Source organism: Leisingera caerulea DSM 24564 (genome assembly GCF_000473325.1).
Lineage (GTDB): Bacteria > Pseudomonadota > Alphaproteobacteria > Rhodobacterales > Rhodobacteraceae > Leisingera > Leisingera caerulea.
Map to the genome: position 1 here is coordinate 3330420 of NZ_KI421513.1, position 22553 is coordinate 3352972.

General features: G+C 61.9%; 26 protein-coding genes and 1 tRNA gene. 19 read left to right on the top strand and 8 right to left on the bottom strand.

Annotated features, from left to right (window positions below; all coding sequences use genetic code 11):
• Window positions 1-33 precede the first annotated feature (33 nt).
• A complete protein-coding gene (locus tag CAER_RS0123435; protein ID WP_027237653.1) occupies window positions 34-483 on the top strand; it encodes a potassium channel family protein in 450 nt (149 codons plus the stop codon).
• Here the strand turns inward: CAER_RS0123435 and cls are convergent.
• Window positions 480-1895, bottom strand: a complete 1416-nt coding sequence (gene cls / locus CAER_RS0123440) for a cardiolipin synthase (RefSeq protein ID WP_027237654.1) — start codon at window positions 1893-1895, stop codon at window positions 480-482. The two genes, CAER_RS0123435 and cls, sit on opposite strands and share 4 nt — an antisense overlap.
• 146 nt (window positions 1896-2041) lie before the next feature.
• Here cls and CAER_RS0123445 point away from each other — a divergent pair, with 146 nt between their 5' ends.
• Together CAER_RS0123445 and CAER_RS0123450 are read left to right on the top strand one after the other, a co-directional pair.
• Complete coding sequence (locus CAER_RS0123445) at window positions 2042-2908, top strand: YihY/virulence factor BrkB family protein (RefSeq protein ID WP_027237655.1); 867 nt, start codon at window positions 2042-2044, stop codon at window positions 2906-2908.
• A gap of 129 nt (window positions 2909-3037) precedes the next feature.
• Window positions 3038-3226: a hypothetical protein gene (locus tag CAER_RS0123450; RefSeq protein ID WP_027237656.1), complete on the top strand. Its 189-nt coding sequence runs from the start codon at window positions 3038-3040 to the stop codon at window positions 3224-3226.
• Window positions 3227-3232: 6 nt separating this feature from the next.
• Here CAER_RS0123450 and CAER_RS0123455 read toward each other — a convergent pair whose 3' ends face one another.
• From CAER_RS0123455 to CAER_RS0123465, 3 genes are read right to left on the bottom strand one after another with little or no spacing between them, the layout of a single operon-like run.
• On the bottom strand, window positions 3233-3949 hold the full coding sequence (locus CAER_RS0123455) for an RlmE family RNA methyltransferase (protein ID WP_027237657.1): 717 nt from the start codon (window positions 3947-3949) through the stop codon (window positions 3233-3235).
• A 52-nt stretch (window positions 3950-4001) separates the two neighbouring features.
• Window positions 4002-4382 (bottom strand): hypothetical protein, encoded by a 381-nt coding sequence (locus tag CAER_RS0123460; RefSeq protein ID WP_027237658.1) that lies wholly within the window; start codon window positions 4380-4382, stop codon window positions 4002-4004.
• 29 nt (window positions 4383-4411) lie between these two features.
• Window positions 4412-5524, bottom strand: a complete 1113-nt coding sequence (locus CAER_RS0123465) for a Ppx/GppA phosphatase family protein (RefSeq protein ID WP_027237659.1) — start codon at window positions 5522-5524, stop codon at window positions 4412-4414.
• Window positions 5525-5808: 284 nt separating this feature from the next.
• Between CAER_RS0123465 and CAER_RS0123470 the strand changes: the two genes are divergently transcribed.
• From CAER_RS0123470 to CAER_RS0123480, 3 genes are read left to right on the top strand one after another with little or no spacing between them, the layout of a single operon-like run.
• Window positions 5809-6105, top strand: a complete 297-nt coding sequence (locus CAER_RS0123470; protein WP_027237660.1) for a virulence factor — start codon at window positions 5809-5811, stop codon at window positions 6103-6105.
• 27 nt (window positions 6106-6132) lie between these two features.
• Window positions 6133-7059, top strand: coding sequence for a methylenetetrahydrofolate reductase (locus tag CAER_RS0123475; RefSeq protein ID WP_027237661.1), 927 nt, complete (start codon window positions 6133-6135; stop codon window positions 7057-7059).
• 9 nt (window positions 7060-7068) lie between these two features.
• Window positions 7069-8130 (top strand): methyltetrahydrofolate cobalamin methyltransferase, encoded by a 1062-nt coding sequence (locus tag CAER_RS0123480; protein ID WP_027237662.1) that lies wholly within the window; start codon window positions 7069-7071, stop codon window positions 8128-8130.
• Window positions 8131-8335: 205 nt separating this feature from the next.
• On the opposite strand, the gene CAER_RS0123485 is transcribed toward CAER_RS0123480, so the two are convergent.
• A tRNA-Ser gene (locus CAER_RS0123485) sits at window positions 8336-8425 on the bottom strand.
• A gap of 119 nt (window positions 8426-8544) precedes the next feature.
• Here CAER_RS0123485 and CAER_RS0123490 point away from each other — a divergent pair.
• The 7 genes from CAER_RS0123490 (at window position 8545) to CAER_RS0123520 (ending at window position 14846) form a co-directional block, all read left to right on the top strand.
• Window positions 8545-9396: a DUF2059 domain-containing protein gene (locus CAER_RS0123490; protein WP_027237663.1), complete on the top strand. Its 852-nt coding sequence runs from the start codon at window positions 8545-8547 to the stop codon at window positions 9394-9396.
• Between the two features lie 202 nt (window positions 9397-9598).
• Complete coding sequence (gene rplU, locus CAER_RS0123495) at window positions 9599-10153, top strand: 50S ribosomal protein L21 (RefSeq protein WP_027237664.1); 555 nt, start codon at window positions 9599-9601, stop codon at window positions 10151-10153.
• A gap of 11 nt (window positions 10154-10164) precedes the next feature.
• The gene (gene rpmA / locus CAER_RS0123500; protein ID WP_027237665.1) at window positions 10165-10434 is read left to right on the top strand and encodes a 50S ribosomal protein L27; all 270 of its coding nucleotides are present in this window, start codon (window positions 10165-10167) and stop codon (window positions 10432-10434) included.
• Between the two features lie 284 nt (window positions 10435-10718).
• Window positions 10719-11255 carry a GNAT family N-acetyltransferase gene (locus CAER_RS0123505; protein ID WP_027237666.1) on the top strand — a complete coding sequence of 179 codons (537 nt, stop codon included), beginning with the start codon at window positions 10719-10721 and terminating at the stop codon, window positions 11253-11255.
• 121 nt (window positions 11256-11376) lie between these two features.
• On the top strand, window positions 11377-12411 hold the full coding sequence (gene obgE / locus CAER_RS0123510; protein WP_027237667.1) for a GTPase ObgE: 1035 nt from the start codon (window positions 11377-11379) through the stop codon (window positions 12409-12411).
• On the top strand, window positions 12399-13505 hold the full coding sequence (gene proB, locus CAER_RS0123515; protein WP_027237668.1) for a glutamate 5-kinase: 1107 nt from the start codon (window positions 12399-12401) through the stop codon (window positions 13503-13505). The genes obgE and proB overlap by 13 nt, the downstream gene beginning before the upstream one ends.
• A gap of 75 nt (window positions 13506-13580) precedes the next feature.
• Entirely contained in the window at window positions 13581-14846 is a 1266-nt protein-coding gene (locus tag CAER_RS0123520; RefSeq protein WP_027237669.1) for a glutamate-5-semialdehyde dehydrogenase, read from the top strand.
• A 62-nt stretch (window positions 14847-14908) separates the two neighbouring features.
• On the opposite strand, the gene CAER_RS0123525 is transcribed toward CAER_RS0123520, so the two are convergent.
• Complete coding sequence (locus CAER_RS0123525; protein WP_027237670.1) at window positions 14909-15505, bottom strand: histidine phosphotransferase family protein; 597 nt, start codon at window positions 15503-15505, stop codon at window positions 14909-14911.
• Window positions 15506-15539: 34 nt separating this feature from the next.
• Here CAER_RS0123525 and CAER_RS0123530 point away from each other — a divergent pair, with 34 nt between their 5' ends.
• The 5 genes from CAER_RS0123530 (at window position 15540) to tsf (ending at window position 19332) form a co-directional block, all read left to right on the top strand.
• On the top strand, window positions 15540-15722 hold the full coding sequence (locus tag CAER_RS0123530; protein WP_027237671.1) for a DUF3553 domain-containing protein: 183 nt from the start codon (window positions 15540-15542) through the stop codon (window positions 15720-15722).
• A gap of 106 nt (window positions 15723-15828) precedes the next feature.
• A complete protein-coding gene (gene olsB, locus CAER_RS0123535; RefSeq protein WP_027237672.1) occupies window positions 15829-16590 on the top strand; it encodes a l-ornithine N(alpha)-acyltransferase in 762 nt (253 codons plus the stop codon).
• On the top strand, window positions 16587-17417 hold the full coding sequence (olsA, locus tag CAER_RS0123540; protein WP_027237673.1) for a lyso-ornithine lipid O-acyltransferase: 831 nt from the start codon (window positions 16587-16589) through the stop codon (window positions 17415-17417). Before olsB ends, olsA begins: the two co-directional genes overlap by 4 nt.
• A 187-nt stretch (window positions 17418-17604) precedes the next feature.
• Window positions 17605-18378, top strand: coding sequence for a 30S ribosomal protein S2 (gene rpsB, locus CAER_RS0123545; RefSeq protein ID WP_027237674.1), 774 nt, complete (start codon window positions 17605-17607; stop codon window positions 18376-18378).
• Between the two features lie 78 nt (window positions 18379-18456).
• On the top strand, window positions 18457-19332 hold the full coding sequence (gene tsf, locus CAER_RS0123550; protein ID WP_027237675.1) for a translation elongation factor Ts: 876 nt from the start codon (window positions 18457-18459) through the stop codon (window positions 19330-19332).
• A 469-nt stretch (window positions 19333-19801) separates the two neighbouring features.
• Here tsf and CAER_RS0123555 read toward each other — a convergent pair whose 3' ends face one another.
• On the bottom strand, window positions 19802-20557 hold the full coding sequence (locus tag CAER_RS0123555; RefSeq protein WP_027237676.1) for an autoinducer binding domain-containing protein: 756 nt from the start codon (window positions 20555-20557) through the stop codon (window positions 19802-19804).
• A complete protein-coding gene (gene aroQ, locus CAER_RS0123560) occupies window positions 20554-21003 on the bottom strand; it encodes a type II 3-dehydroquinate dehydratase (protein WP_027237677.1) in 450 nt (149 codons plus the stop codon). Before aroQ ends, CAER_RS0123555 begins: the two co-directional genes overlap by 4 nt.
• Window positions 21004-21277: 274 nt before the next feature.
• On the opposite strand from aroQ, the gene CAER_RS0123565 reads away from it, so the two are divergent.
• Window positions 21278-22489: a serine hydrolase domain-containing protein gene (locus CAER_RS0123565; protein ID WP_027237678.1), complete on the top strand. Its 1212-nt coding sequence runs from the start codon at window positions 21278-21280 to the stop codon at window positions 22487-22489.
• Window positions 22490-22553: the final 64 nt, after the last annotated feature.

Below are 22553 nucleotides of genomic sequence, written 5' to 3' on the forward strand. Positions count from 1 at the left end.
GAGGCCAAGCCACCGACGAAGACGAGGGCAGGAATGACACTGTGGAACCAGCTGCTGTGGGGCTCGATCTATCTGAGCGTCTGCCTGATCCTGGAGATCTCGGTTCTGGTCTGGTGCGCGTCGGTGCTGAACAAGCTGTCTGCCCGGTTTCCCAAACCGTACCGCCGATGGCAAATCGGACTGATGCTGGTCGCGGCGATTTTCATCATCCTCGGCGGCCACACCGCACAAGTCTGGATCTGGTCCTCGGCCTTTGTCCTGGTCGGCGCGATTGAGGACTGGAACACTTCCGTCTATTTCTCGCTCGCGACCTACACCACGCTGGGCTATGGCGACGTGGTGCTGGGGCCGGCGCTGCGGATCTTTGCCGCTTTTGCCGCCGTGACCGGGCTGTTCGGGTTCGGCATCAGCACTGCCTTCCTGGTCAGCGCGATGGGGCGCCTGTTCTCTCTGAACGGCCAGCCGTATGACGGCCAGGATTAAAGCACCGGCGCCAGCAGCCGGGCTACCGGGGCCAGCAGCCGGATGCTGAGCCTCTGCTGGTCCAGCGGCAGGCTAAGCTCGGTCGCACGCTGAAAATCCTGGGCCAGCATGTCTGCAATTTCCCCGGCGGAGCCGCGGTCGAAGAACAGCGCCATTGTCTCGAAATTCAATCGGAACGAGCGGTTGTCGAGATTGGCGGTGCCGACGCCGGAAATCGTGTCGTCAATGACAAAACATTTCTGATGCATAAAGCCGCCCTGGTAGCGCAGGATGCGCACGCCCGCGCCGCGCAGTTCGTCAAAATAGGCAAAGGCCGCAAGCCAGGGCAGCACGTGGTCGGCGTGTTCCGGCAGCAGGATCCGGACATCAAGCCCGCGCAGGGCTGCGTGCTTAAGCACTGCAAACACATCCTGGTCCGGCACGAAATAGGGGGAGGCCAGCCACACTCTCTCCTGCGCCGCGGAAATAGCAGAGAAATACAGCATCGAGCCGTTGCCAGTGGTGTCGCCGGGTCCGGTGGAGGCAATCAGCGCCGGGCGGTCCTGCGGCGAAGCCTCAGCTTCCCAGTTCAGCAGGTCCAGAACAGGTTCCTGGGTTCGCCAATGCCAGTCTTCCGCGAAGGACAGCTGAAGCTGCTGAACAACCGGGCCGGTGAGACGCACATGCGTGTCGCGCCACGGCCCGAATGCCGGGTCCAGCCCCATGTACTCATCCCCGACGTTCAGGCCGCCGGTGAATCCGACGCGGCCGTCCACAACAACTGTCTTGCGGTGATTGCGGAAGTTGATCCGCAGCCGGTGCCAGGGCGCCCTCTGAACCGCCGGGTCAATTAGGTTGACACCGGCGGCTTCCAGCGCGCTGGTGTACGCACGGGGCAGTTTGCGGCTTCCGATGCTGTCGGTCATGAACCAGATGGTTACCCCGCGCTCAGCCGCAGCGATCAGCCGTTTCTGAAGCGCGTGCCCGAGGTCGTCCGCATGCAGAATGTAATACTGCACAAGGATGTATTCCTGCGCATTTTCAAAAGCCTCGAAGATGGCATTGAAGGTATCCTGACCATTGATCAGAAGCGTCATGCCGTTCCCGCGGCACACATTCATGCCGGCAATCGCTTCAAACGGGCTGGGGTTGACCGGCAATTCCTGCGCGTCCTCGGATTGGGCACTGGTATAATTACGGGTGGCGATCACTGCCTGTTCCGCGCCACGGCGGGCCTTCCAGTAGCCTCTGAATCTGTGATGCCCGAAGATCATATAGGCGGGCAGGGCAATCACCGGCGCCGACAGCAGGAACACCACCCAGCCGATCGCCCCTTGGGGGGTCCGGGCTGTGCGGGCCGCACTTAGGGCAGCCAGCCCGGCAGCCGCCCAGGTTGCGGCGATCGCGCCCGTGCTGATAATTAACCAGAACATTCCGCAGTCCCGAATTTGAACCTTTGCACTTACCTAATATGCGCATCGCCCGCACACCATAGGCGGTTATGCTACAGGCAACGCTAAAACCGCATAAAGGGCCATTGCTACTGGATATTTGCGGGCGCCTGTGGAACCTTGCCTGCATGCCGATCCTGCCCCCTCTGAGCCGCTGGCCCGCAGCCCTTCTGACCGCCGCCCGCCGGTTCAACCGGAAGAACGGCTGGGTCATGAGCAGCCACATCGCGATGTCGATGATGCTGGCGCTGTTCCCGTTTGTTCTGTTCACGGTTGCGCTGGCCGGCACCGTGGCCAGCCTGCTGTCGCAAGAGGTGGAAATGGACCTGATGACCGAGCAGGTTTTCAGCGTCTGGCCGGACGCCGTGGCGCGGCCGATTCTGACTGAGATGAAGGCAGTGCTGCAGACGTCGAACACCCAGCTCGTGACCCTGGGCGGGCTGTTTGCGCTGTATTTCGCGTCCAACGGGGTTGATGCGGTGCGGGTGGCGATGGTGCAGGCCTACCACGATACCGACACCAGACCGTTCTGGCGCGCCCGCGCGCTGTGCATCGGGCTCGTCATCATGGGCGGAGCGGGCATTCTGGCGGTCGCCTTTTTTGAGGTGTTTCTGCCGCTCTACGTGCGCCACATCACCAAGCTTCTGCCGTTTGCCAGCGTTCCGCAGGGCTGGGAGCAGGGGCTCAGCGGCCTTCTGGCACTGGCGCTGCCCATCGGAGCGGTGCTGGCCTTTCACATCCTGCTGCCGGGGCGGATCCACCGGTTCCGACGGATTTTGCCGGGGGCAGTGCTGACCCTGCTCCTTTGGCTGGCCTGCGGCAGCGGGTTTGCGGTCTACGTCGGCTCATTCGCCCGGTACTCCGCCACATATGCCGGTCTTGCCGGGGCGATGGCGGCTATGATCTTCCTCTATCTGAATTCCGCGATCCTGATCCTTGGTGCGGAATTCAACGGCGCCTTAAGCGACATGGCAGACGGGATGGGGCGGACGTGACGGCTGCGGCTTTCGTGCAACTGTTTCCGTTTTTGCAACAATAAGGCAGCCCTGCCACAATTGAGCCCCGCTTGCGGCCTAATCCCCATCTAAGCCTGCAACAAAGCAGCGGAACCAGAAGGGGCCATCATGACAAAACTGCAAAACAAACTGCGCCACATGCGGCTGTTCGAACTGATGCGCCAGCGCGATATGGCCAGCCATGTCAGCCGCAAGCTGCGGGTGTCCCGGCTGACCGATGACGATGGTGAGGAGGCGATCCTGCTGCGCACCCTAGCAAGCCGGTCGCTGACAACCCCGCATAACCGGCCGGTCTGATCCCGCTCAGCCGCGGAACCCCGTGGCAACGACAAATTTTTCGGAGCTGTCCGACCGCGAGGAGGGCGGCTTCATGTTCATCACCTTGGTGAACTTCTGTTTCAGCAGTTTCTGAAGCTCTCCCTCGGCGCCGCCGGCCAGAACCTTGGCCACAAAGGTGCCGCCCTCTTCCAATACGTCAAAGGCGAAATAGGCCGCGGTTTCGCACAGCGAGATAATCCGCAAGTGGTCAGTCTGCTTGTGGCCGGAACTGGCCGCCGCCATGTCGGACATCACAACATCTGCCTTGCCGCCCAGCCATTCCTTGACCTTGTCGTCGGCCCCGTCATCCATGAAGTCGAGCTGGTGGAACTCGGCGCCCGCCAGCGGCTCCACTTCCTGCAAGTCAATGCCGATGATGCGGCCCACGGCCTTGCCTGGTTTCTCCCCCAGGGCATTGATGCGCTTCACTGCAACCTGCGCCCAGCCGCCCGGCGCGCAGCCCAAGTCGACAACCCGGGCACCGTTGACCAGGAACCGGAATTTGTCGTCCAGCTCCATGATCTTATAGGCGGCTCGGCCGCGATACCCCTCAGCCTGGGCGCGTTTCACATAAGGGTCGTTCAGTTGCCGCTGCAGCCAGCGGGTCGAGCTCAGCTTGCGGCCGCGCGCCGATTTCACCTTGACCTTCAGGTCGCGCTGCCCGCGCCCGGAAGTGTTTTTCCCAGTGGGGGTCTTTGCCATAAGCGTATTCTCCGAAAGTAAGGGCTGCAGATAACCTCTTGCTCCAGCCGGATCAAGGCGATGCTTTCTCCCCGGACAATGCTAGCTCGGGCCAGGGAGCGGATACGCTGCAAAGGACATATCCTAGAATGTTTGCAGCCTTGTCCCGAAGGCGCTTTTTCTCTAGCGGCGCGGGAAGGGTATCAGCTTCGCACCCTTCTGTTTCCAGAGGGCTGATAGTCCCGCTGTGAACTGCTTTGAGAAACTCAGAGGCCTCGGCTGCAGTTTTGGGCGGAACAGCGATCGGAACGCCGCCAAATGCCAGGCTGTAATGGGGCAGCAGCGTCATGGTGTTGATCCACGGGCAAAATACCTTGAACCCCGCTGCCTCCAACGCGGAAACCGTTACTGAAACGGTGCTTAGCCGGTAAGCTATGGCAATGGTCGTATACATGAACAGGACCTTCAGACGATGCTGAGCTGTTAGTAGGGGCCGTCCTCCAGAACGCCATCCGCACTCATCTGCGCATAGAGCAGGCCCTCGCGCAGCCCGCGGTCGGCAACCGACAGCCGGTCGGTCGGCCAGCAGCGCAGCAGCGCCTGCAGGATTGCGGATCCGGACATGATCAGCGCCTGCCGGTCCTCGCCGATGCGGGGGTCGCGGCGGCGGCCCTGGGGCCCGAGTTCCAGATAACCCCGGATCACTTTGTCAATCTGATCGCTGGTCATCCGCAGCCCGTCCACTTTGGTCCGGTCATAGCGCTTGAGCCCGAGGTGCGACGCGGCAACGGTTGTCACGGTGCCGGAGGTGCCAACGATCTGGAAGCCTGCGCGCGCCTGCTCATCTTTGTAGGGGGCAAAATCCGCCAGGTTCTCCTCAAAGAACCAGCTCATCAGCGCAAAGCGGGCGGCATCATCCTCCACATCGTTGAACTGATCGCGCAAAGTGGCGACCCCCAGCGGCACGGAAATCCAATCCACCACCTTAGCAGCGGGGAAGGGGCTTTCGGTCGAGTGGAACCCGTTGTGCAGCCGCATGATGGCGGATGGGCGGTCGCGCCGCGGCACGGAGGAAATGTCGATCCACACCAGCTCTGTCGAGCCGCCGCCGATATCAACCACCAGAAGCTGTTCCGTCTTGGTCGAAACCAAAGGTGCGCAGGAAATGACCGCCAGACGCGCCTCTTCCTCCGGCTGGATGATTTCCAGCGTCAGGCCTGTCTCGCGCTTGACCTGGCGGATGAAGTCGCGGGCGTTTTTGGCGCGGCGGCAAGCCTCAGTCGCGACCAGCCGCATCCGGCGCACGCGGTTGCGCTTGAGTTTCTGCTGACAGATCCGCAGCGCCTGAATGGTGCGCGCCATCGAGGACCGCGACAGCCGTCCGGTCCGCTCCAGCCCGGCGCCCAACTGCACCGACTTGGAGAAACTGTCCACCACATGAATGCCGCTGCCCTTGGGCTGGGCAATCAGCATACGGCAGCTATTTGTTCCCAAATCCAAAGCGGCATAGAGCGCATCTGGATCGGGACGGGCCGGTGCAGGGGTCTCAACCGCTTTGGGAAACGCGCCCGCACCTTTCGAGCGCCTGGGCGCCATGATTCACGCCCTCCGATTATCGTGTTAACATTGACAATAGGTGCGCAGCTGCGGCGGCGCAAGCTCTGGCCGCCAGAAGCGGAGCAATTTCCGCTGCCTAGCGGGCTCCTCATAATCCACATGAATATTTTGGCGGAAAACCCCTGTGGCATTCGAATGTGCACAAAGCTAGTGTCGCGGCAGCAAAACGTCGCTCAATCCCATCGTGTTGTCGAAATTCGACCAACTTGCCGAGCGCCACCGCTCTAGAACGTGGTCTATCCAGGCTAGGAGGAAAACAGGGCATGCCCGACGTTACGATCGTTTACTGGCGCGATATCCCCGCGCAGGTCATCGTTGGCAAAGGCCGCCGCGGCGCCAAGCGCCAGCTCGAGGAACGGTTCGAGCAGGCCATCGACCGCGCGGCCATGAAGGTGAACGCAAAGGACGCGGACGCCTATCTTGCCGAGTGGCGCAAGGCGGCACCGTTTTCCGCTGAGGGCGAAGCAGCCGATGTTGCCGAAGCCGAGGCCAAACGCCTGGAAGCTGAGTATGATCAGGACCGCCTGAAGGCCCTGATTGCAAATGACGGATGGGCATGACCCGTAGACCATTCTTGGGAGGCCGTGATGGCTTTGCTGAACTTTAAAAAACGTGACACTGGCGCCGCTCAGACCGTCAACCCGCAGGTCGAGGCCTTCTTGCAGGACTACTCGATCGAGGTCATGCCGCGCACCGCCGAAAAGGTCGCCGACTTCCGCGACCTGCTGCCCGCGGGCACCCGCGTTTATATCGCGCACATCGAAGGCACCCCGATCGAAGATATGGTCGCCACTGCCAAACGCCTGAACGCCGAAGGCTTCCCGGTGATGCCGCACTTCCCGGCGCGGATCATCAAGGACGAGGCCACGCTGGCTGACTGGATCGCCCGCTACCAGGGCGAAGCGGACGTCAAGCAGGCGCTGATGCTGGCGGGCGGTGTTGCCAAGCCGCATGGCGACTTCCACAGCTCCATGCAGCTGTTGGAAACCGGCCTGTTCGACAAGGCGGGCTTCACCAGCCTGCACGTTGCCGGCCACCCGGAAGGCAACAAGGACATCGACCCGGACGGCTCCACCAAGAATGTCTCCGAAGCGCTTCAGTGGAAGCAGAAGTTCTCCGAGCGCACCGACGCCAAAATGGCGCTGGCCACCCAGTTCGCCTTTGAGGCCAAGCCGATCATCGAATGGGCCAACGGCCTCAAAGCTGCGGGTGTCGACCTGCCGATCCACATCGGCATCGCCGGCCCGGCCAAACTGCAGACCCTGATCAAATTCGCCATCGCCTGCGGGGTTGGCCCGTCGCTGAAGGTTCTGCAAAAGCGCGCGATGGACGTGTCCAAGCTGTTGCTGCCCTATGAGCCGACCGATGTTGTGGCTGAACTGGCCGCCTACAAGGCGGAGAACCCGGACTTCAACATCACCAATGTCCACTTCTTCCCGCTGGGCGGCATCAAGACCAATGCCACCTGGGCCATCAACAACGGCGGCGCCTCGGCGAAGCCGGTCAACTCCTAAGGATCAACAATGACCCGTACAGTCGTAGAATCAAAAACAAAAACCGCGGTCCTGGGCTTTGATGAGCCGTTCTGCGTGATTGGTGAGCGGATCAACCCGACCGGCCGCAAGAAACTGGCGGCCGAGCTGGAAGCCGGCGATTTCTCCACCGTTGAGAAAGACGCTGTGGCCCAGGTTCTGGCCGGTGCAACCGTGCTCGATATCAACGCGGGCGTGGTGTACAACTCCAACCCGAACCCCAACGAGACCGAGCCGCCGCTGATGCGGAAGATCGTCGAGCTGGTGCAGGGCCTGGTCGATGTGCCGCTGTGCATCGACTCTTCGGTTCCCGGCGCGCTCGAAGCCGGTCTGGAAGTCTGCGAAGGCCGCCCGCTGCTGAACTCTGTCACCGGCGAAGAAGAGCGCCTGGAGCAGATCCTGCCGCTGGTCAAAAAGTACAACGTGCCGGTTGTGGCGATCTCCAACGACGACACCGGCATCTCTGAAGACCCCGATGTGCGTTTTGCCGTGGCCAAGAAAATCGTTGAGCGCGCTGCCGATTTCGGCATCCCGGCGCATGACATCGTGGTTGACCCGCTGGTGATGCCGGTTGGCGCCATGGCAACTGCCGGCCTGCAGGTGTTTGCCCTGGTCCGCCGCCTGCGCGAAGAACTGGGCGTGAACACCACGTGCGGCGCCTCCAACATCTCCTTTGGCCTGCCGAACCGTCACGGCATCAACAACGCCTTCCTGCCGATGGCAATGGGCGCGGGCATGACCTCTGCGATCATGAACCCGGTGGCGCTGCCGGTGACCCAGAAGGCGATTGCCGAGAAGAAGGCCGCGGTCGAAGCCGCTGGCATCATTCTGCCGGAAGGCATGGACGACGAAGCGTTTGTCACCATGTTCGGCCTCGGCTCCACAAAGCCGCGCGCAGGCAAGGAGATGGAAGCCATCCGCGCCGCCAACTTCCTGACCAACAACGACCCGCATGGCGGCGACTGGATCAAGTTCAACAAGGCACCGGCAGCCGAAGGCGAAGAAGGCCGCGGCCGTGGCGGCCGCGCCGGCGGGCGCCGCCGCCGCGCCTGATCCGCGCAGTCCAGAACACAAGAGGCCGGGCAGAAATGTCCGGCCTTTTTTGTTGTATGACAGGCTGTTGCAGCGTTTTCTTTGAGTGAATGGCTGGAGGGCGTTCAGACAGATCAAAACACAGCGAAGCAGCCAATCCGAAGATTGCCTCGTTGCTGTGGCGCAGGCTGGGCGGCTTGTCCGGGAAGCGGTCTGTAAGGGAAAATGGCGGAGAGACAGGGATTCGAACCCTGGGTGGGCTTGCACCCACAACGGTTTTCGAGACCGCCCCGTTCGACCACTCCGGCACCTCTCCGCGGGGGGTGAGGCGCGGTTTAATGTTGATTCCGGACCGGCGCAAGGGGCGAAATGCGGCTTTGACAAAAAAAGCCGGAAATCCGTTGCCAGCCAAAGGTTTTTGCCTAGATTTGCCCTATGCAGATGATCACCCCAATCCCCGCTGTGCTTGTGCGTTTTCTTTCGGTGCTGTGTCTCGCCTTCGCCGCCTGGCCGCTGCCGGCCCTGGCGGCCGACCGGGAGCGGGTGGAGGCGTTTCTGGAAGTGACCGGATTTGATGTGGCGCTCGACAGCATCGCGCTGTCCGCCTCAAGCGCGCCGGAAATGCTGGGCGTCGACACCGGCGCCTTCGGCAGCCAGTGGACCGAATTGTCGGAGGACGTTTTCGACACCCGCGAAATGCGCGGGCTTGCCGTGGAGATTCTGGAAAACACACTGGATGACGAGGCGCTGGATCACGCCGCAGCCTTTTATGCCAGCGATCTGGGCAAGCGGCTGGTGCGGGCGGAAAACGCCTCTCATATGGTCGAGGATGATGAGGTAAAGCAACTGGCCGGCAACCGGATCATTTCCGATCTGGTCAAGGAGGGCAGTGAGCGCGTCGCCATGTACCAGCGGATGGGGTCTGCCATTGATGCGGCCGGCACCGGCGTGCGGGCGCTGCAGCAAATCCAGTTCCGCTTTCTGATGGCCGCTGCCGCCGCGGGCGTGATTGAACTGGAGCTGGACGCCGAGGGCTTGCGGGCGCTGATGAAGGAGCAGGAGAGCGACTTGCGCCTCAGCCTGCAGGCGTCCAGCCTGGCGGCCTCTGCCTATACCTATCAGGAGTTCACCGACGCCGAGGTCCAGACCTATGTCGAGGCGCTGGAGGAAGCGCCGATGCAGCGGGTTTACGAGCTGTTGAATGCGGTGCAGTATGAAATCACCGCCAACCGTTTTGAGGAACTGGCGCACCGCATGGCTGACCTGACACCGGGGCAGGACATCTGAGCCCGCCAACCGTTTGGCGCGGCCTGTGGAAAACGGTTGACAGCCCTGGCATTCCGAACCATAAGCCCGCATCCCGGCCCGGAATCCGCGTGCCGGGATTCACTTGTAATCCGCCCTTTGAATGGGCGCGCTGTCCGAGGCGGCATCAGCCGGAACACCCGCAAGGGGGCCGTAGGACGCGGTAAGAAAAGGAAAGACGCATATGTTTGCGGTCCTCAAGACTGGCGGCAAGCAGTACAAGGTTCAGGCGGGCGACGTGCTCCGCGTTGAAAAACTTGCTGCAGATGCTGGCGATACCATCCAGTTCGACGAAGTTCTGATGCTTGGCGGCGACGCACCCGTTGTGGGCGCTCCGCTGGTGGAAGGCGCTGCCGTGAAGGCAGAAGTGATCGACCAGATCAAAGGCGAAAAGCTGATCAACTTTGTGAAGCGCCGCCGGAAGCACTCCTCCAAGCGCACCAAAGGCCACCGTCAGAAACTGACCCTGGTCCGGATCACCGAGATCCTGGCATCGGGTGCAACCAAATCCGCTCCGAAAGCTGCTGCCAAAGCTGCCCCGGCCGCTGACGCTGCTTCTTCGGACGACCTGACCCAGCTGACCGGCGTCGGCCCCGCAGCTGCCAAGAAACTGGCAGAAGCAGGCCTCACCAGCTTTGCCCAGATCGCAGCCTTGTCCGAAGACGACATTGCTGGTATCGAAGCAATCAAAGTGAAGCCCGAGTGGGTTGAGCAGGCCAAAGAGCTGGCTAAAGGCTAAGGAGAGAGAGAATGGCACATAAAAAAGCTGGCGGTTCCTCCCGTAACGGCCGCGACTCTGCCGGTCGCCGCCTTGGCGTGAAACTCTACGGTGGCCAGGCGGCCATCGCAGGCAACATCATCGTGCGTCAGCGCGGCACCAAGTTTTGGCCGGGCGAAGGCGTGGGCATTGGCAAGGACCACACTCTGTTTGCCACTGCTAACGGTGCTGTGACCTTCCGCAAAGGCCTGAAAGGCCGCACCTTTGTATCGGTTCTCCCAGTGGCGGAGGCCGCTGAGTAAGCCGACCCGAAGGGTAAAGAAATCTTTAGGGGGATCGGCTATAAGGCCGGTCCCTCTTTCTGTTTTTGAGTATGCGAGTGAATGATGATTTTCCCAGCACAGGCCAAGCCCCCCAGTGCAGCGCCGCCGCTCCCGGGTTTTCACGCCCGGCCTACGGGAAGTTTTGCGCAATTTGAACAGCGCGTATCTTGCCGTTGGGGCAGGACGTGCACATCTGAATTTGGCCGCCACAATAAACAGGGCCCTGTCCGCCCGGAGAAAGACGGCAGAGGAGGAGCACATCCATGAATCTGGATCAAATCGTGTGCCAGCAGGTCATTGAAACCGAGCGTTTCATTCTGCGCCCGGTGCGAAAATCTGATGCCGGGCTGATTGAGCATTATGTCAGCGACGAGCGCGTTGCGCGCATGACCCGGTCGATCCCGCACCCGCTGCCGCCCGGCGCGGCTGAGGCTTTTGTGGCGCGCGCCATGGCGGACGAACGCGACGAGGATGTCTGGGTGATTGACGGCACTGCTGATGGCGATGCCGAGCTGAAGGGTGTGATCGGCCTGAAACGAATGGACCGCAACCAGTCGGAAGTGTCTTACTGGACCGCGCCGCCGTTCTGGAATACCGGGCTTGCCTCTGCGGCGCTCAAGGCGCTGGTGGACGCAAACCCGCAAAACAACGCGGCGATGTTTGCCTGCGTGTTCCAGGATAACCCGGCCTCTGCGCGGGTGCTGATCCATTGCGGCTTTGATTATCTGGGCGACGCCGAGAGCTTTTCGGTCGCGCGCGACGCCACCGTTCCAACTTGGACCTACAGCCGAAAACTGTGATTGGCGCGGCGCGCGCTTTGCGGTAAGGCAAACCAAACATTCCTGCCACAGCCCAGGGCCTTGGCGGGACACTTGTACTGCGCGGGCAGGCCGCAAGATCCTGCCGCATTAAGGAGCTGTCATGAAATTCCTCGATCTGGCAAAGGTCTACATCCGCTCGGGCGCCGGCGGGAACGGCTGCGTCAGCTTCCGGCGTGAGAAGTACATCGAATATGGCGGCCCTGATGGCGGTGACGGCGGCAAGGGCGGTTCGGTATGGGCCGAGGTCACCGAGGGGCTGAACACCCTGATCGACTTCCGCTATCAGCAGCATTTCTTTGCCAAGAACGGCCAGTCCGGCATGGGCCGGCAGCGCACCGGCAAGGACGGCGACGACATCGTTCTGCGGGTTCCGGTGGGAACCGAGATCCTGGACGAGGATCAGGAAACCGTTTTGGCTGACCTGACCGAACCGGGCCAGCGGGTGCTGCTGGCCAAGGGCGGCAACGGCGGCTTTGGCAACCTGCATTTTAAGTCCGCCACCAACCAGGCGCCGCGCCGCGCCAACCCGGGGCAGGAGGGCGTTGACCGCACCATCTGGCTGCGGCTCAAGCTGATTGCAGATGCGGGCCTTCTGGGGCTGCCGAACGCGGGCAAGTCGACCTTTCTGGCGGCGACCTCCAACGCGCGCCCTAAGATTGCCGATTACCCCTTTACCACCCTGCACCCGAACCTTGGCGTCGTAGGTATCGACAATACCGAATTTGTGGTGGCCGATATTCCCGGCCTGATCGAAGGCGCGCATGAAGGCCGCGGCATTGGCGACCGCTTCCTGGGCCATGTTGAACGCTGCGCGGTGCTGCTGCACCTGGTCGACGGCACCTCCGAAACGGTGGTCGAGGACTACGAGACCATCATCAGCGAGCTTGAGGCCTATGGCGGCGAGCTGGCCACCAAGCCCCGCATCACCGCGCTGAATAAGGTTGACGCCCTCGACCCCGAAGAACGGGACGAGAAGCGCGCGGCGCTGGAAGCCGCGGTTGGCGGGCCGGTGATGATGATGTCCGGCGTCAGCCGCGAAGGCCTGAACGAGGTGCTGCGCGCTGTGCGGGCTGAAATCGACGATGACCGCGTGCGGATGAAACCCGCTGAGGAGGAAGATCCTTGGCAGCCCTAAGCTCAGCCAAACGGATTGTCGTCAAGATCGGCTCGGCGCTGCTGGTCGACCGGGACACTGGCGAGCTGCGGGCCGGCTGGCTGCATTCGCTGGCCAATGACGTCGCCTGGCTGAAGTCCCGCGGCACCGATGTGGTTCTGGTGTCCTCCGGCTCCATCGCCCTGGGCCGCGGCGTGCTGGGCCTGCCGCGCGCTGATCTGCCGCTGGAAAAATCCCAAGCCGCGGCCGCCGTCGGCCAGATCCGTCTGGCCCGCGCCTATGAGGAGGCGCTGGCGCCGCACCGGATCACCACTGCGCAGGTGCTGGTGACGCTGGAAGACAGCGAGAACCGCCGCCGTTACCTGAACTCCCGCGCGACGCTGGAAACGCTGCTGAGCATGGGCGCGGTGCCCATCGTCAATGAAAACGACACCATTGCCACCGATGAGATCCGTTACGGCGATAATGACCGCCTGGCCGCGCAGGTGGCGGTGACGGTGGGGGCTGATTGCCTGATCCTGCTGTCCGATGTCGACGGGTTCTACAGCGCCAACCCGGCGCTGGACCCGGACGCCCGGCGCTATGACCGGATTGATGAGATCACGCCCGAGATCGAGGCAATGGCGGGCGACGGTGTCTCCGGCCTGTCCAAAGGCGGCATGATCACCAAGCTGCTGGCCGCCAAGATGGCCACCGCAGCCGGCTGCGCCATGGCGATCACCGAAGGATCGCCTCTCAACCCCTTGAAAGCACTCCAAGAAGGCGCGGCTTGCACTTGGTTCACTGGGCAGGGTGATCCGCAAACCGCCCGCAAACGCTGGATCGGCGCCATGAAGACGCGCGGTGTCCTGACAATTGATGACGGCGCGGCGCGCGCGCTGATGTCCGGCAAAAGCCTGCTGCCCGCAGGCGTCCGTCATGTGGAGGGTGACTTTGGCCGCGGCGATCCGCTGGCCATCCTCGGCCCAGACGGGCGCAAGCTGGGGCAGGGGTTGTCGCGCTATACTGCCGATGAGGCCCGTGCCATCCAGGGGCGCCGCTCGCATGATATCGAGGCCACGCTGGGCTATCCCGCCCGCGCCGCGCTGATTCACCGCGATGATATGGCGCTTTGATCAGACCACCTGATAGTTTATTCCAGCCGGCAAGCACGGAAGTGCCAGACAGGGACCGGCAAGGGCGCGAGACACATGAAAGACAATGAGAACATTCCCGCAGTGATGGCGGAGCTTGGCAAACGTGCAAAGCAAGCGGCACAAATCCTGGCAACAGCCAGCGCGGAGCGCAAAGAGGCGGCCCTGATCGCTGCCGCAAACGCCGTTTGGAGCCGCCGGGCCGAGATCATTGCAGCCAATGCCAAGGACTTGGAGTTCGGCCGCAACAAGGGCCTGTCGGACGCGATGATGGACCGGCTGATGCTGGACGAGGCCCGCATCCAAGGCATCGTTGACGGCCTGCGTGCTGTGGCCGGCCAGCGCGATCCCGTTGGCGAGGTGATGGAGGAGTGGGAGCAGCCCACCGGCCTGAAAATCCAGCGCGTGCGCACCCCGCTGGGGGTGATCGGCGTGATCTATGAAAGCCGCCCCAATGTGACCGCCGATGCCGGCGCGCTGTGCCTGAAATCGGGCAATGCGGTCATTCTGCGCGGCGGCTCCGAAAGCTTTCATTCGTCGCAGGCCATCCACACCTGTCTGGCGGAGGGCCTTGAAACCGCCGGCCTGCCCGAGGACGCCGTGCAGCTGGTGCCGACCCGCGACCGGGCGGCGGTGCAGGAACTGCTGACCATGACAGAATATGTCGATGTCATCGTGCCCCGCGGCGGCAAGGGCCTGGTCGGCTTGGTCCAGCGCGAGGCGCGGGTGCCAGTCTTTGCCCACCTCGAAGGCATCGTGCACATCTACCTCGACAAATCCGCCGATCCGCAAAAGGCGCTGGACGTGGTGCTGAACGCCAAGACCCGCCGCACCGGGATCTGCGGCGCCGCGGAATGCCTGCTGATTCACCAGGACATTGCGCCGTCGCTGGGCAAGGCGGTTTTGGAAGCTCTGGCCGCAGCCGGCGTTGAAATCCGCGCCGAAGCAGGGCTGCCCGGACCGGACGGCATGACCGCAGCGCAGGACGAGGACTGGGGCAAGGAGTATCTGGATTCCATCATTGCCGCCAAGCAAGTAGCGGACATAGATGAAGCAATCCAGCACATCCGCGCGCACCATTCCCAGCACACCGATTGCATCATCACTGAGGATGAGGACGCGGTGAAGACGTTCTTTGCCGAGCTTGACAGTGCCATCCTGATGCACAATGCCTCGACCCAGTTCGCCGATGGCGGTGAATTCGGGATGGGGGCGGAGATCGGTATTGCCACCGGCAAGATGCATGCCCGCGGACCGGTCGGTGCCACGCAGCTCACCAGCTTCAAATACCTGGTGCGTGGCGACGGCACCACCCGCGCCTAACCCTCACAAACGCAAAACGCCGGGCGCATCGCCCGGCGTTTCTTTGTGCAAGTGCTGCTAGATCAGAACTGCAGCGTGATCTTTTCCAGGTTCTGCTCCAGGCGGACGGTGCGGTTTGCTTCCTTGGCCGCCTCGGGCAGCAGCGCGAACTGGACCAGCGCGGGGGTGATTTCAGCGTTGGATGTGCCGCCGCTGACACGGGCCCACAACTCGTCATCCACATTCAGCTTGCTGCCTTCGCCCATCACGGTCCACTTGCCGTCGGCGCAGAAAATCTTGACCGTGCCGCCATAGGGCAGCGCGGATTCAAGGCACAGCGCCGCCAGCAGCGCCAGGCGTGCCTCGCTGCGGGTGCATCCCTCCAGCGGCGACCACTGGTACTTGATCCGGCCGGATTTGCTGATGTCTTCCAGCACCGAGACCACCTCGGCGCGGCCAATTTGCTGGTCGCCGGCCGCTCCGAACGCGATCCGGAAGAACCGGATGCGGGCATTGGCGTTGGCAACGCTGTCGGAGATCAGCTCCAGCTCCGGGCCCGACATGCTGCCGGCCATGCCCAGCAGCTCCAGACCGTTATTGATGGCGCCGACCGGGCTGATCAGATCATGGCAGATCCGGGACCCTACCAATGCTGCCAGATTGGCGTTATCTACACCCATAACTTCTACTTCCTCCGAACTGGGCCACCTGCAAATGAATGACCTCAACGCTATTTTAGCCCCCGGCATGTTCGTCCGGCACCCGGATCACCCCGAATGGGGGGTCGGTCAAGTGCAGTCGAACGCCGGCGGCAAGATCACCGTGAATTTTCCCGATCAAGGAAAGCTCGTGATTGACGGAGCGCGCGTCTCCCTTATCCCCGTCTTTGAGCCATAACGGTTTATGAAGGGTTAATGAACTCCCTCAAATTAGCCTGAAATGATGCGCACTCTTTGCCTCAATGGCAGGCGGCGCTCAAGCCCGAAACATGCAAGGAAACCGAATGCAGGACAGCGTTCCGGAGTTTTCCGTGAAAATCGCCGCCACCGAGGAAGAGCTGCGGGCCGCGCAGGCCTTGCGGTATGACGTGTTCGTCCGGGAATTGGGCGGCGGCGGGGCCATGGTCGACCATGACGCCGGACTGGAGCAGGACCGGTTCGACCCGTTTTTCGACCACATGCTGGTGACCGATACCGCCAAGGGCATGGTCGTGGGCGTCTACCGGCTGCTGCGCGACGATCAGGCGGCCAAGGCCGGGCAATTCTATTCCGAGGATGAATACGATCTTAGTGTTCTCAAAGCCTCCGGCCGCAGGCTGCTGGAGCTGGGGCGGTCCTGCCTGCACCCCGACTACCGCGGCGGGATGGCGATGTTCCACCTTTGGTCGGGGCTGGCGCAGTATGTCGAGAAGCACGGCATAGAGGTGCTGTTCGGGGTGGCCAGCTTTCATGGGACCGATCCGCAGCAGCTGGCCAGCCCCCTGGCGATGCTGCACCACAACCATTTGGCACCGCCTGAACTTCGCGTCCGGTCAAAATCTCTTCAACCCATGGACTTGGTGGCCAAAGCTGACCTGGACCGCAAACGCGCGATGCTGGAAACCCCCGCGCTGATCAAGGCCTACCTGCGGCTTGGCGGATTTGTTGGCGAGGGTGCCTATATCGACCATGCATTCAACACCACCGATGTCTGCCTGATCCTGGACACCGCCCGGATGAATGAACGCCAGCGCAAGATTTATGCAGGAGGCCGCGGTCACGCATGAGCATCAGCTGGCAAAGTGAGGACGCCCCCGATCCGGTCCGGATCAATGCATTGGGCTGGTGTCTGGCGGTGCTGCGGGGCGTGCCGCTGGCGCTGCTGGTGTTTGGCGGGTTGCTGGTTCTGTTGACCGTCCGCCTGGCGGAGCGGCCGCTGTTCGGGCTGCAGCGGCCGGTCACGCCGTTCATCACCCAGTTTGTCTGCCGCAATGCGTTCCGGCTTATGGGGATCCGGTACAAAACCCGCGGCTCGCTGATGCGGCAGCGCGGCCCGGTTGTTGCCAACCATTCCTCCTGGCTGGACATCTTTGCCCTGAACGCGCGCAAGCGGATCTATTTCGTTTCCAAGGCAGAGGTTGCAAAATGGCCAGGCATCGGCTGGCTGGCGCGCGCCACCGGCACCGTGTTCATCGAGCGCAATCCCAAGAAGGCCAGGGAGCAGGCAGATCTGTTCGAGCAGCGGTTGCGCGCCGGGCAAAAACTGCTGTTTTTCCCGGAAGGCACCTCAACCGATGGATTGCGGGTTTTGCGTTTCAAAACAACCCTCTTTGCCGCGTTTTTCAATGAGCATCTGCGCAACGGCCTGCACGTTCAGCCGGTTTCGGTGGTGTATCATGCGCCCAAGGGGGCGCCCGACCGATTTTACGGCTGGTGGGGAGACATGGACTTTGGGCCGCATTTGCTGAAGGTTTTGGCCGCCCCGCGCCAAGGCGCGGTAGAGCTGATCTATCATCCGCCGTTAAAGGTGGCCGACTTCCCGGACCGTAAGGCACTGGCCGCCCGGGCAGAGGAGATGGTGCGCAGCGGCCATCAAACCGCCTTGAAGGCATGAATTGGGGGCAGGGCGCTGATTTCTGCGGGACAGCTATTGCCAGCTGACAATATCTGATCTATAGGCGCGGCTACGAACCCGCAGGCGGGGTTTGGCCTGGTCAGGGGAGACATCCCTGACGGACCCCCGGTTGGAGCATCTGCTCTGAACCCCCGCCGAGGATAGAAACCGGAAAGGAAAGAATAGCATGGCTCTTCCCGAGTTCACCATGCGTCAGCTGCTGGAAGCTGGCGTTCACTTCGGTCACCAGACTCAGCGCTGGAACCCGCGCATGTCGCCCTTCATCTACGGCGCGCGCAACGGCATCCACATCATGGACCTGACCCAGACTGTTCCGATGCTGGACCAGGCGCTGCAGGTTGTCCGTGACACCGTCGCCAAAGGCGGCCGCGTGCTGTTTGTCGGCACCAAGCGCCAGGCAGCCGGCCCGATCGCCGAAGCAGCCGAGAAGTCCGCTCAGTACTACATGAACCACCGCTGGCTGGGCGGCACCCTGACCAACTGGAAAACCGTTTCCCAGTCGATCAACCGCCTGAAGGAAATCGACGAGAAGATGTCCTCCGGCGCCGAAGGCCTGACCAAGAAAGAGCGTCTGGGCATGGAACGCGACCAGGAGAAGCTGCAGGCCTCCCTGGGCGGCATCCGCGAAATGGGCGGCGTGCCGGACCTGCTGTTCGTCATCGACGTGAAAAAAGAAGCGCTGGCCATCGCCGAAGCCAAGAAACTGGGCATCCCGGTTGTGGCTGTTGTCGACACCAACTGCTCGCCCGACGGCGTGGACTTCATCATCCCGGGCAACGACGACGCATCGCGCGCCATCTCGCTGTACTGCGACCTGGTTGCCCGCGCGGCGCTGGACGGCATGTCCGCTCAGCTGGGCGCAGCAGGCGTTGACCTGGGCGCGCTGGAAGAGGCACCGGCTGAAGAAGCCGTGGCTGAAGAAGCCGCCGCCGAAGCCTGATCCGTCCTGTCACGGAATTGACATGCGGGGCAGGGTATCTCCTGCCCCAAATCCGTTTTTGAATTGAGGGAGCCTAACATGGCAATCACTGCAGCAATGGTGAAAGAACTGCGCGAATCCACCGGCGCAGGCATGATGGACGCGAAGAAAGCACTGGTCGAAAACAACGGCGACATGGAAGCCGCTGTCGACTGGCTGCGCACCAAGGGCCTGGCGAAAGCCGCCAAGAAATCCGGCCGTACCGCTGCTGAAGGCCTGGTCGCTGTGGTCGTCGATGGCGGCAAAGGCGTTGCGGTTGAAGTGAACTCCGAAACCGACTTCGTTGCCAAGAACGGCGAATTCCAGGAAATGGTCGCTGGCATCGCCAAGGCCGCTCTGACCGCCGACGGCGTCGAAGAGCTGAAAGCAGCCGACCTGGGCGGCAAGACCGTCGAAGCGACCCTGACCGACAAAATCGCCACCATCGGCGAGAACATGTCGCTGCGCCGCATGGAGAAGCTGGAAGGCGAGACCGTCGTCTCCTACGTCCACAACGCGGCCACCGCCGGCATGGGCAAGATCGGCGTTCTGGTTGCCATGAACGGCGGCGACGAAGCGATCGGCAAGCAGGTTGCGATGCACATCGCAGCCGTGAACCCGGCCGCGCTGTCCGAAGCTGAGCTGGATGCGTCCGTGGTCGAGAAGGAAAAGCAGGTCCAGATGGACATCGCCCGCGAATCCGGCAAGCCGGAGCAGGTGATCGAGAAGATGATCGAAGGCCGCATGAAGAAATTCGTGGCTGAATCGACCCTGCTGAACCAGCAGTTCGTGGTGAACCCGGACCTGACCGTGGAAGCCGCTGCCAAGGAAGCTGGCGCCACCATCACCGGCTTTGTCCGCGTGGAAGTCGGCGAAGGCATCGAAGTCGAGAAAGAAGACTTCGCAGCAGAAGTGGCAAAGGCCGCTCAGGGCTGATCAGCACCGCTGACAGTTTGTGAATTGACCGGCGGGTGGAAACTTCCACCCGCCGGTTTTTTTTGTGCCGTCACACGTCCACGGCCTGCGGCACACGCAGAACGCGGCCGGGCAGGCGGTCTTGAAAGTCTGGGAACATTGCGGGGGAAGGTTGAGGGGCCCCACTGATGGGGATGGATGGAGCCCCTCTGGTATCCGGGATAGACGCGGACCAATACGCGCCTATACCCGACCAGGTAGGAGAGCCTTGAAATCGCAAGGGGTCGTTACCCAAAGTTCCTTGGCCAAAGCCACCACTCACGGAACACGTGCAACATGCAGTGAATTACCCTATAACGGTAGTACTGAATTCCATACTTTTGGTCGCTAATGGGCGTCTGGCCTTTGCGCAGCGGACAATTCCCCAATCCGCGCGGCAGGCCGCGTGGATCTGGAAAACCAAAATATTTCAGACGTCTGGGCGGCCCTCTCAGGCGTCAATGACATACATCTGATTGTGCAGCGCGGCCTTCAGAACGGCCTGTGCCGTGGTCTCAACCGCCAGGGACTCCCGTGCAAGCCGCAGGTGTTTTTCAATCGTAGCGGGAGTGAGCCCCATCAGCAGGGCAATATCCTGCGTGGTTTTGCCGTCGCCGACCCATTGCAGAACTTCCCGCTGCCGCTTGGTGAGGCTTCGGTTTGGCGCGGCATAGGGCAGGCTGAGGATCTTCAAGTGCGCCACATTGTTCATCAGAATGATGTCCTCGCCGCACTCCGCCCAGAGCGCGTCCACGTCATCCTGGGACATGCCCGGTTTGGCCGCCAAGGAGATCGCGCCCTTGTACCTGTTGGACACCGAATGAAAGCTGATCGTATACCCGGCCGTCATGTCCAGCTTCTGGTTGAATTCCTGCACCTTTCTGGCCTCTGGCGTCAGCGAGCCGGTGGCGGCCATGTCCTCGACAATGCGCCAGCTGCCGGCGCCTTCGTTCTCCAGCGCCCAGCGAAGCATCGGTGCCGACAGGTACAGGCCCTCCTTCAGAAACCCGTTCAGGTATTCGTTCGGATGGTTGGACAGGATGACAAAATCTTCGGGATCGCCCAGCGACGTCTCCGTCCTGAAGCGGGTGTGCCCGTAGATCAGCCGATCAAATCCGAAAGAGGACATTTGCTTCACATGTTCGCACCACAGCTCCTCAGTGCTTTGGGCGCCGCACAGGAAATTGAGATAGTCCTTTAAATTCATGATGGTGCAGCCTCAGCCAGATGTGCCGCCAAGGCATCCAGCGCCAGCAGGTACCCCTTGGCGCCGAAGCCGCAGATCTGACCCAGCGCAGCCTTGGCGATATAGGACGTGTGGCGGAAAGGCTCGCGGGCGTGGATGTTTGAAAGATGCACCTCAACTGCCGGGATTTCCACGGAAATCAAGGCGTCCATCAGCGCGATGGAGGTATGGGTGTAGGCCCCGGCATTCAGGATGATCCCCTGGTGCTTGCCCTTGGCGGCGTGAATGGCGTCAATCAGCGCGCCCTCGTGGTTGGACTGCAGGCATTCAACATCAAAGCCCAGCGTTGTGCCATGCGCTTTGCAGTCCTGCTCCACCATCGCCAAAGTGACAGAGCCGTAGACCTCAGGCTGCCGGGTGCCGAGCAGGTTCAAATTGGGGCCGTTCAAAACCAGAATACTCTTCATCAGATGTAATTCCTTGCTGTCCTTCTTCTTGAACTTCTAAGACAATTTCCTTTGGAATGCGAATACACAAAAGGATGCGAATATGAAAAACATCGCGCCGGACAATTGCCCGGATCCCGGTCAGGATTGCGCGGATTACTGGCAATAGAGCTGTTTCATTTCACCTCTTGCCAAGGCATGCCTCCTTGCGCGACTTTCACCCGGCCGGGCGGCCACAAGGGCCCAACGGTCGCGCGCGATCTGACGGCAACTAGCACAAATTAGGAGAGCTGCAATGCAATCTGACCGGCTCGGCAGGATCAAAACCTGGCAGCAACGCTATGTGGAGGAACGGAAATATCCCGGAAGCGCGCTGCTGATAAACCGCGGCGGCGATGAGGTGTTCTTTCACGCGGCCGGGCTGCGCAACATAGAGGAACAGCTGCCGTTCAGCCGCGATACGCTGGTGCGGCTCTATTCGATGACCAAGCCGGTCACATCGCTGGCGATGATGATCCTGCTGGAGCGGGGCCTGTTTCACCTGGACGCGCCCGTCAGTGATTTTCTTCCGGAATTCAGCAACATGCAGGCTTTGATTGAAGGAGCTTCCGCGATCAGCCAGACAGAACCATGCCCGGCTCCAACGCTGCAACAGCTTCTGACCCATACCAGCGGGCTGAGTTACTCCTTCAATCCCGGCCTTCTGCCGCAGGCGATGGAGGCCGCGGATCTGCTGTTCAAACCCGATCAGGGCAACCTGGCCCCGATGGTGTCGCGTCTGGCTAAGCTGCCGCTGGCGTTCCAGCCCGGAACCCGGTGGGAATACTCGGTGGCCACCGATGTACTGGGCCGTGTCATTGAAGCTGTCTCCGGCAAGACCCTGGGCGACTTCTTTGCCGAGGAAATCTTTGCACCGCTCGGCATGCACGAAACCGGATTTCAAGTGCCGGCCGGGGCAGGGAACCGCTTTGCCTCTCTCTACACACCGCTGGCGGGCGATGCCATGGCGCTGAATTCAGCCGAAACAGGCGCAGAAAGCTTGCGTTTGACCGACAGCTGGCAGTCCTCGCCGTTTCAGCGGGCGGAACTGCAGTCCGGCGGTGGCGGCCTGGTCGGAACGCTTGATGACTACATGAAGTTCGCCGAGATGCTGCGGCGCCGCGGGCGCTGCGGTGACGGCTTTATTATCAGCCCGCAAACCGCTGATTTCATGATGCAAAACCACCTTCCGGGTGAGATTGCCTCGATGGGTCCGCAAAGCTTTGCGGAACAGCCGATGGAGGGCATGGGCTTCGGGCTCGGTGGTGCCGTGGTGCTGGATCCGGCCCGCGCGCGCTGCCCGGGATCGGTCGGCGATTTCAGCTGGGGCGGCATTGCCTCGACATTCTTCTGGATCGACCGGAAACAGGATCTGTCAGTGGTCTTCCTGACCCAACTGGCGCCATCCAGTTCGTATCCGTCGCGGCCGGAGCTTAAGGCGCTTGTGCATGGCACGCTGACAGCGTGACTTCCCCGCGCTGCGTTTCCGGGTATGATGATGAGCCTGTAAGAGACCTGACCATAGAAAGCGC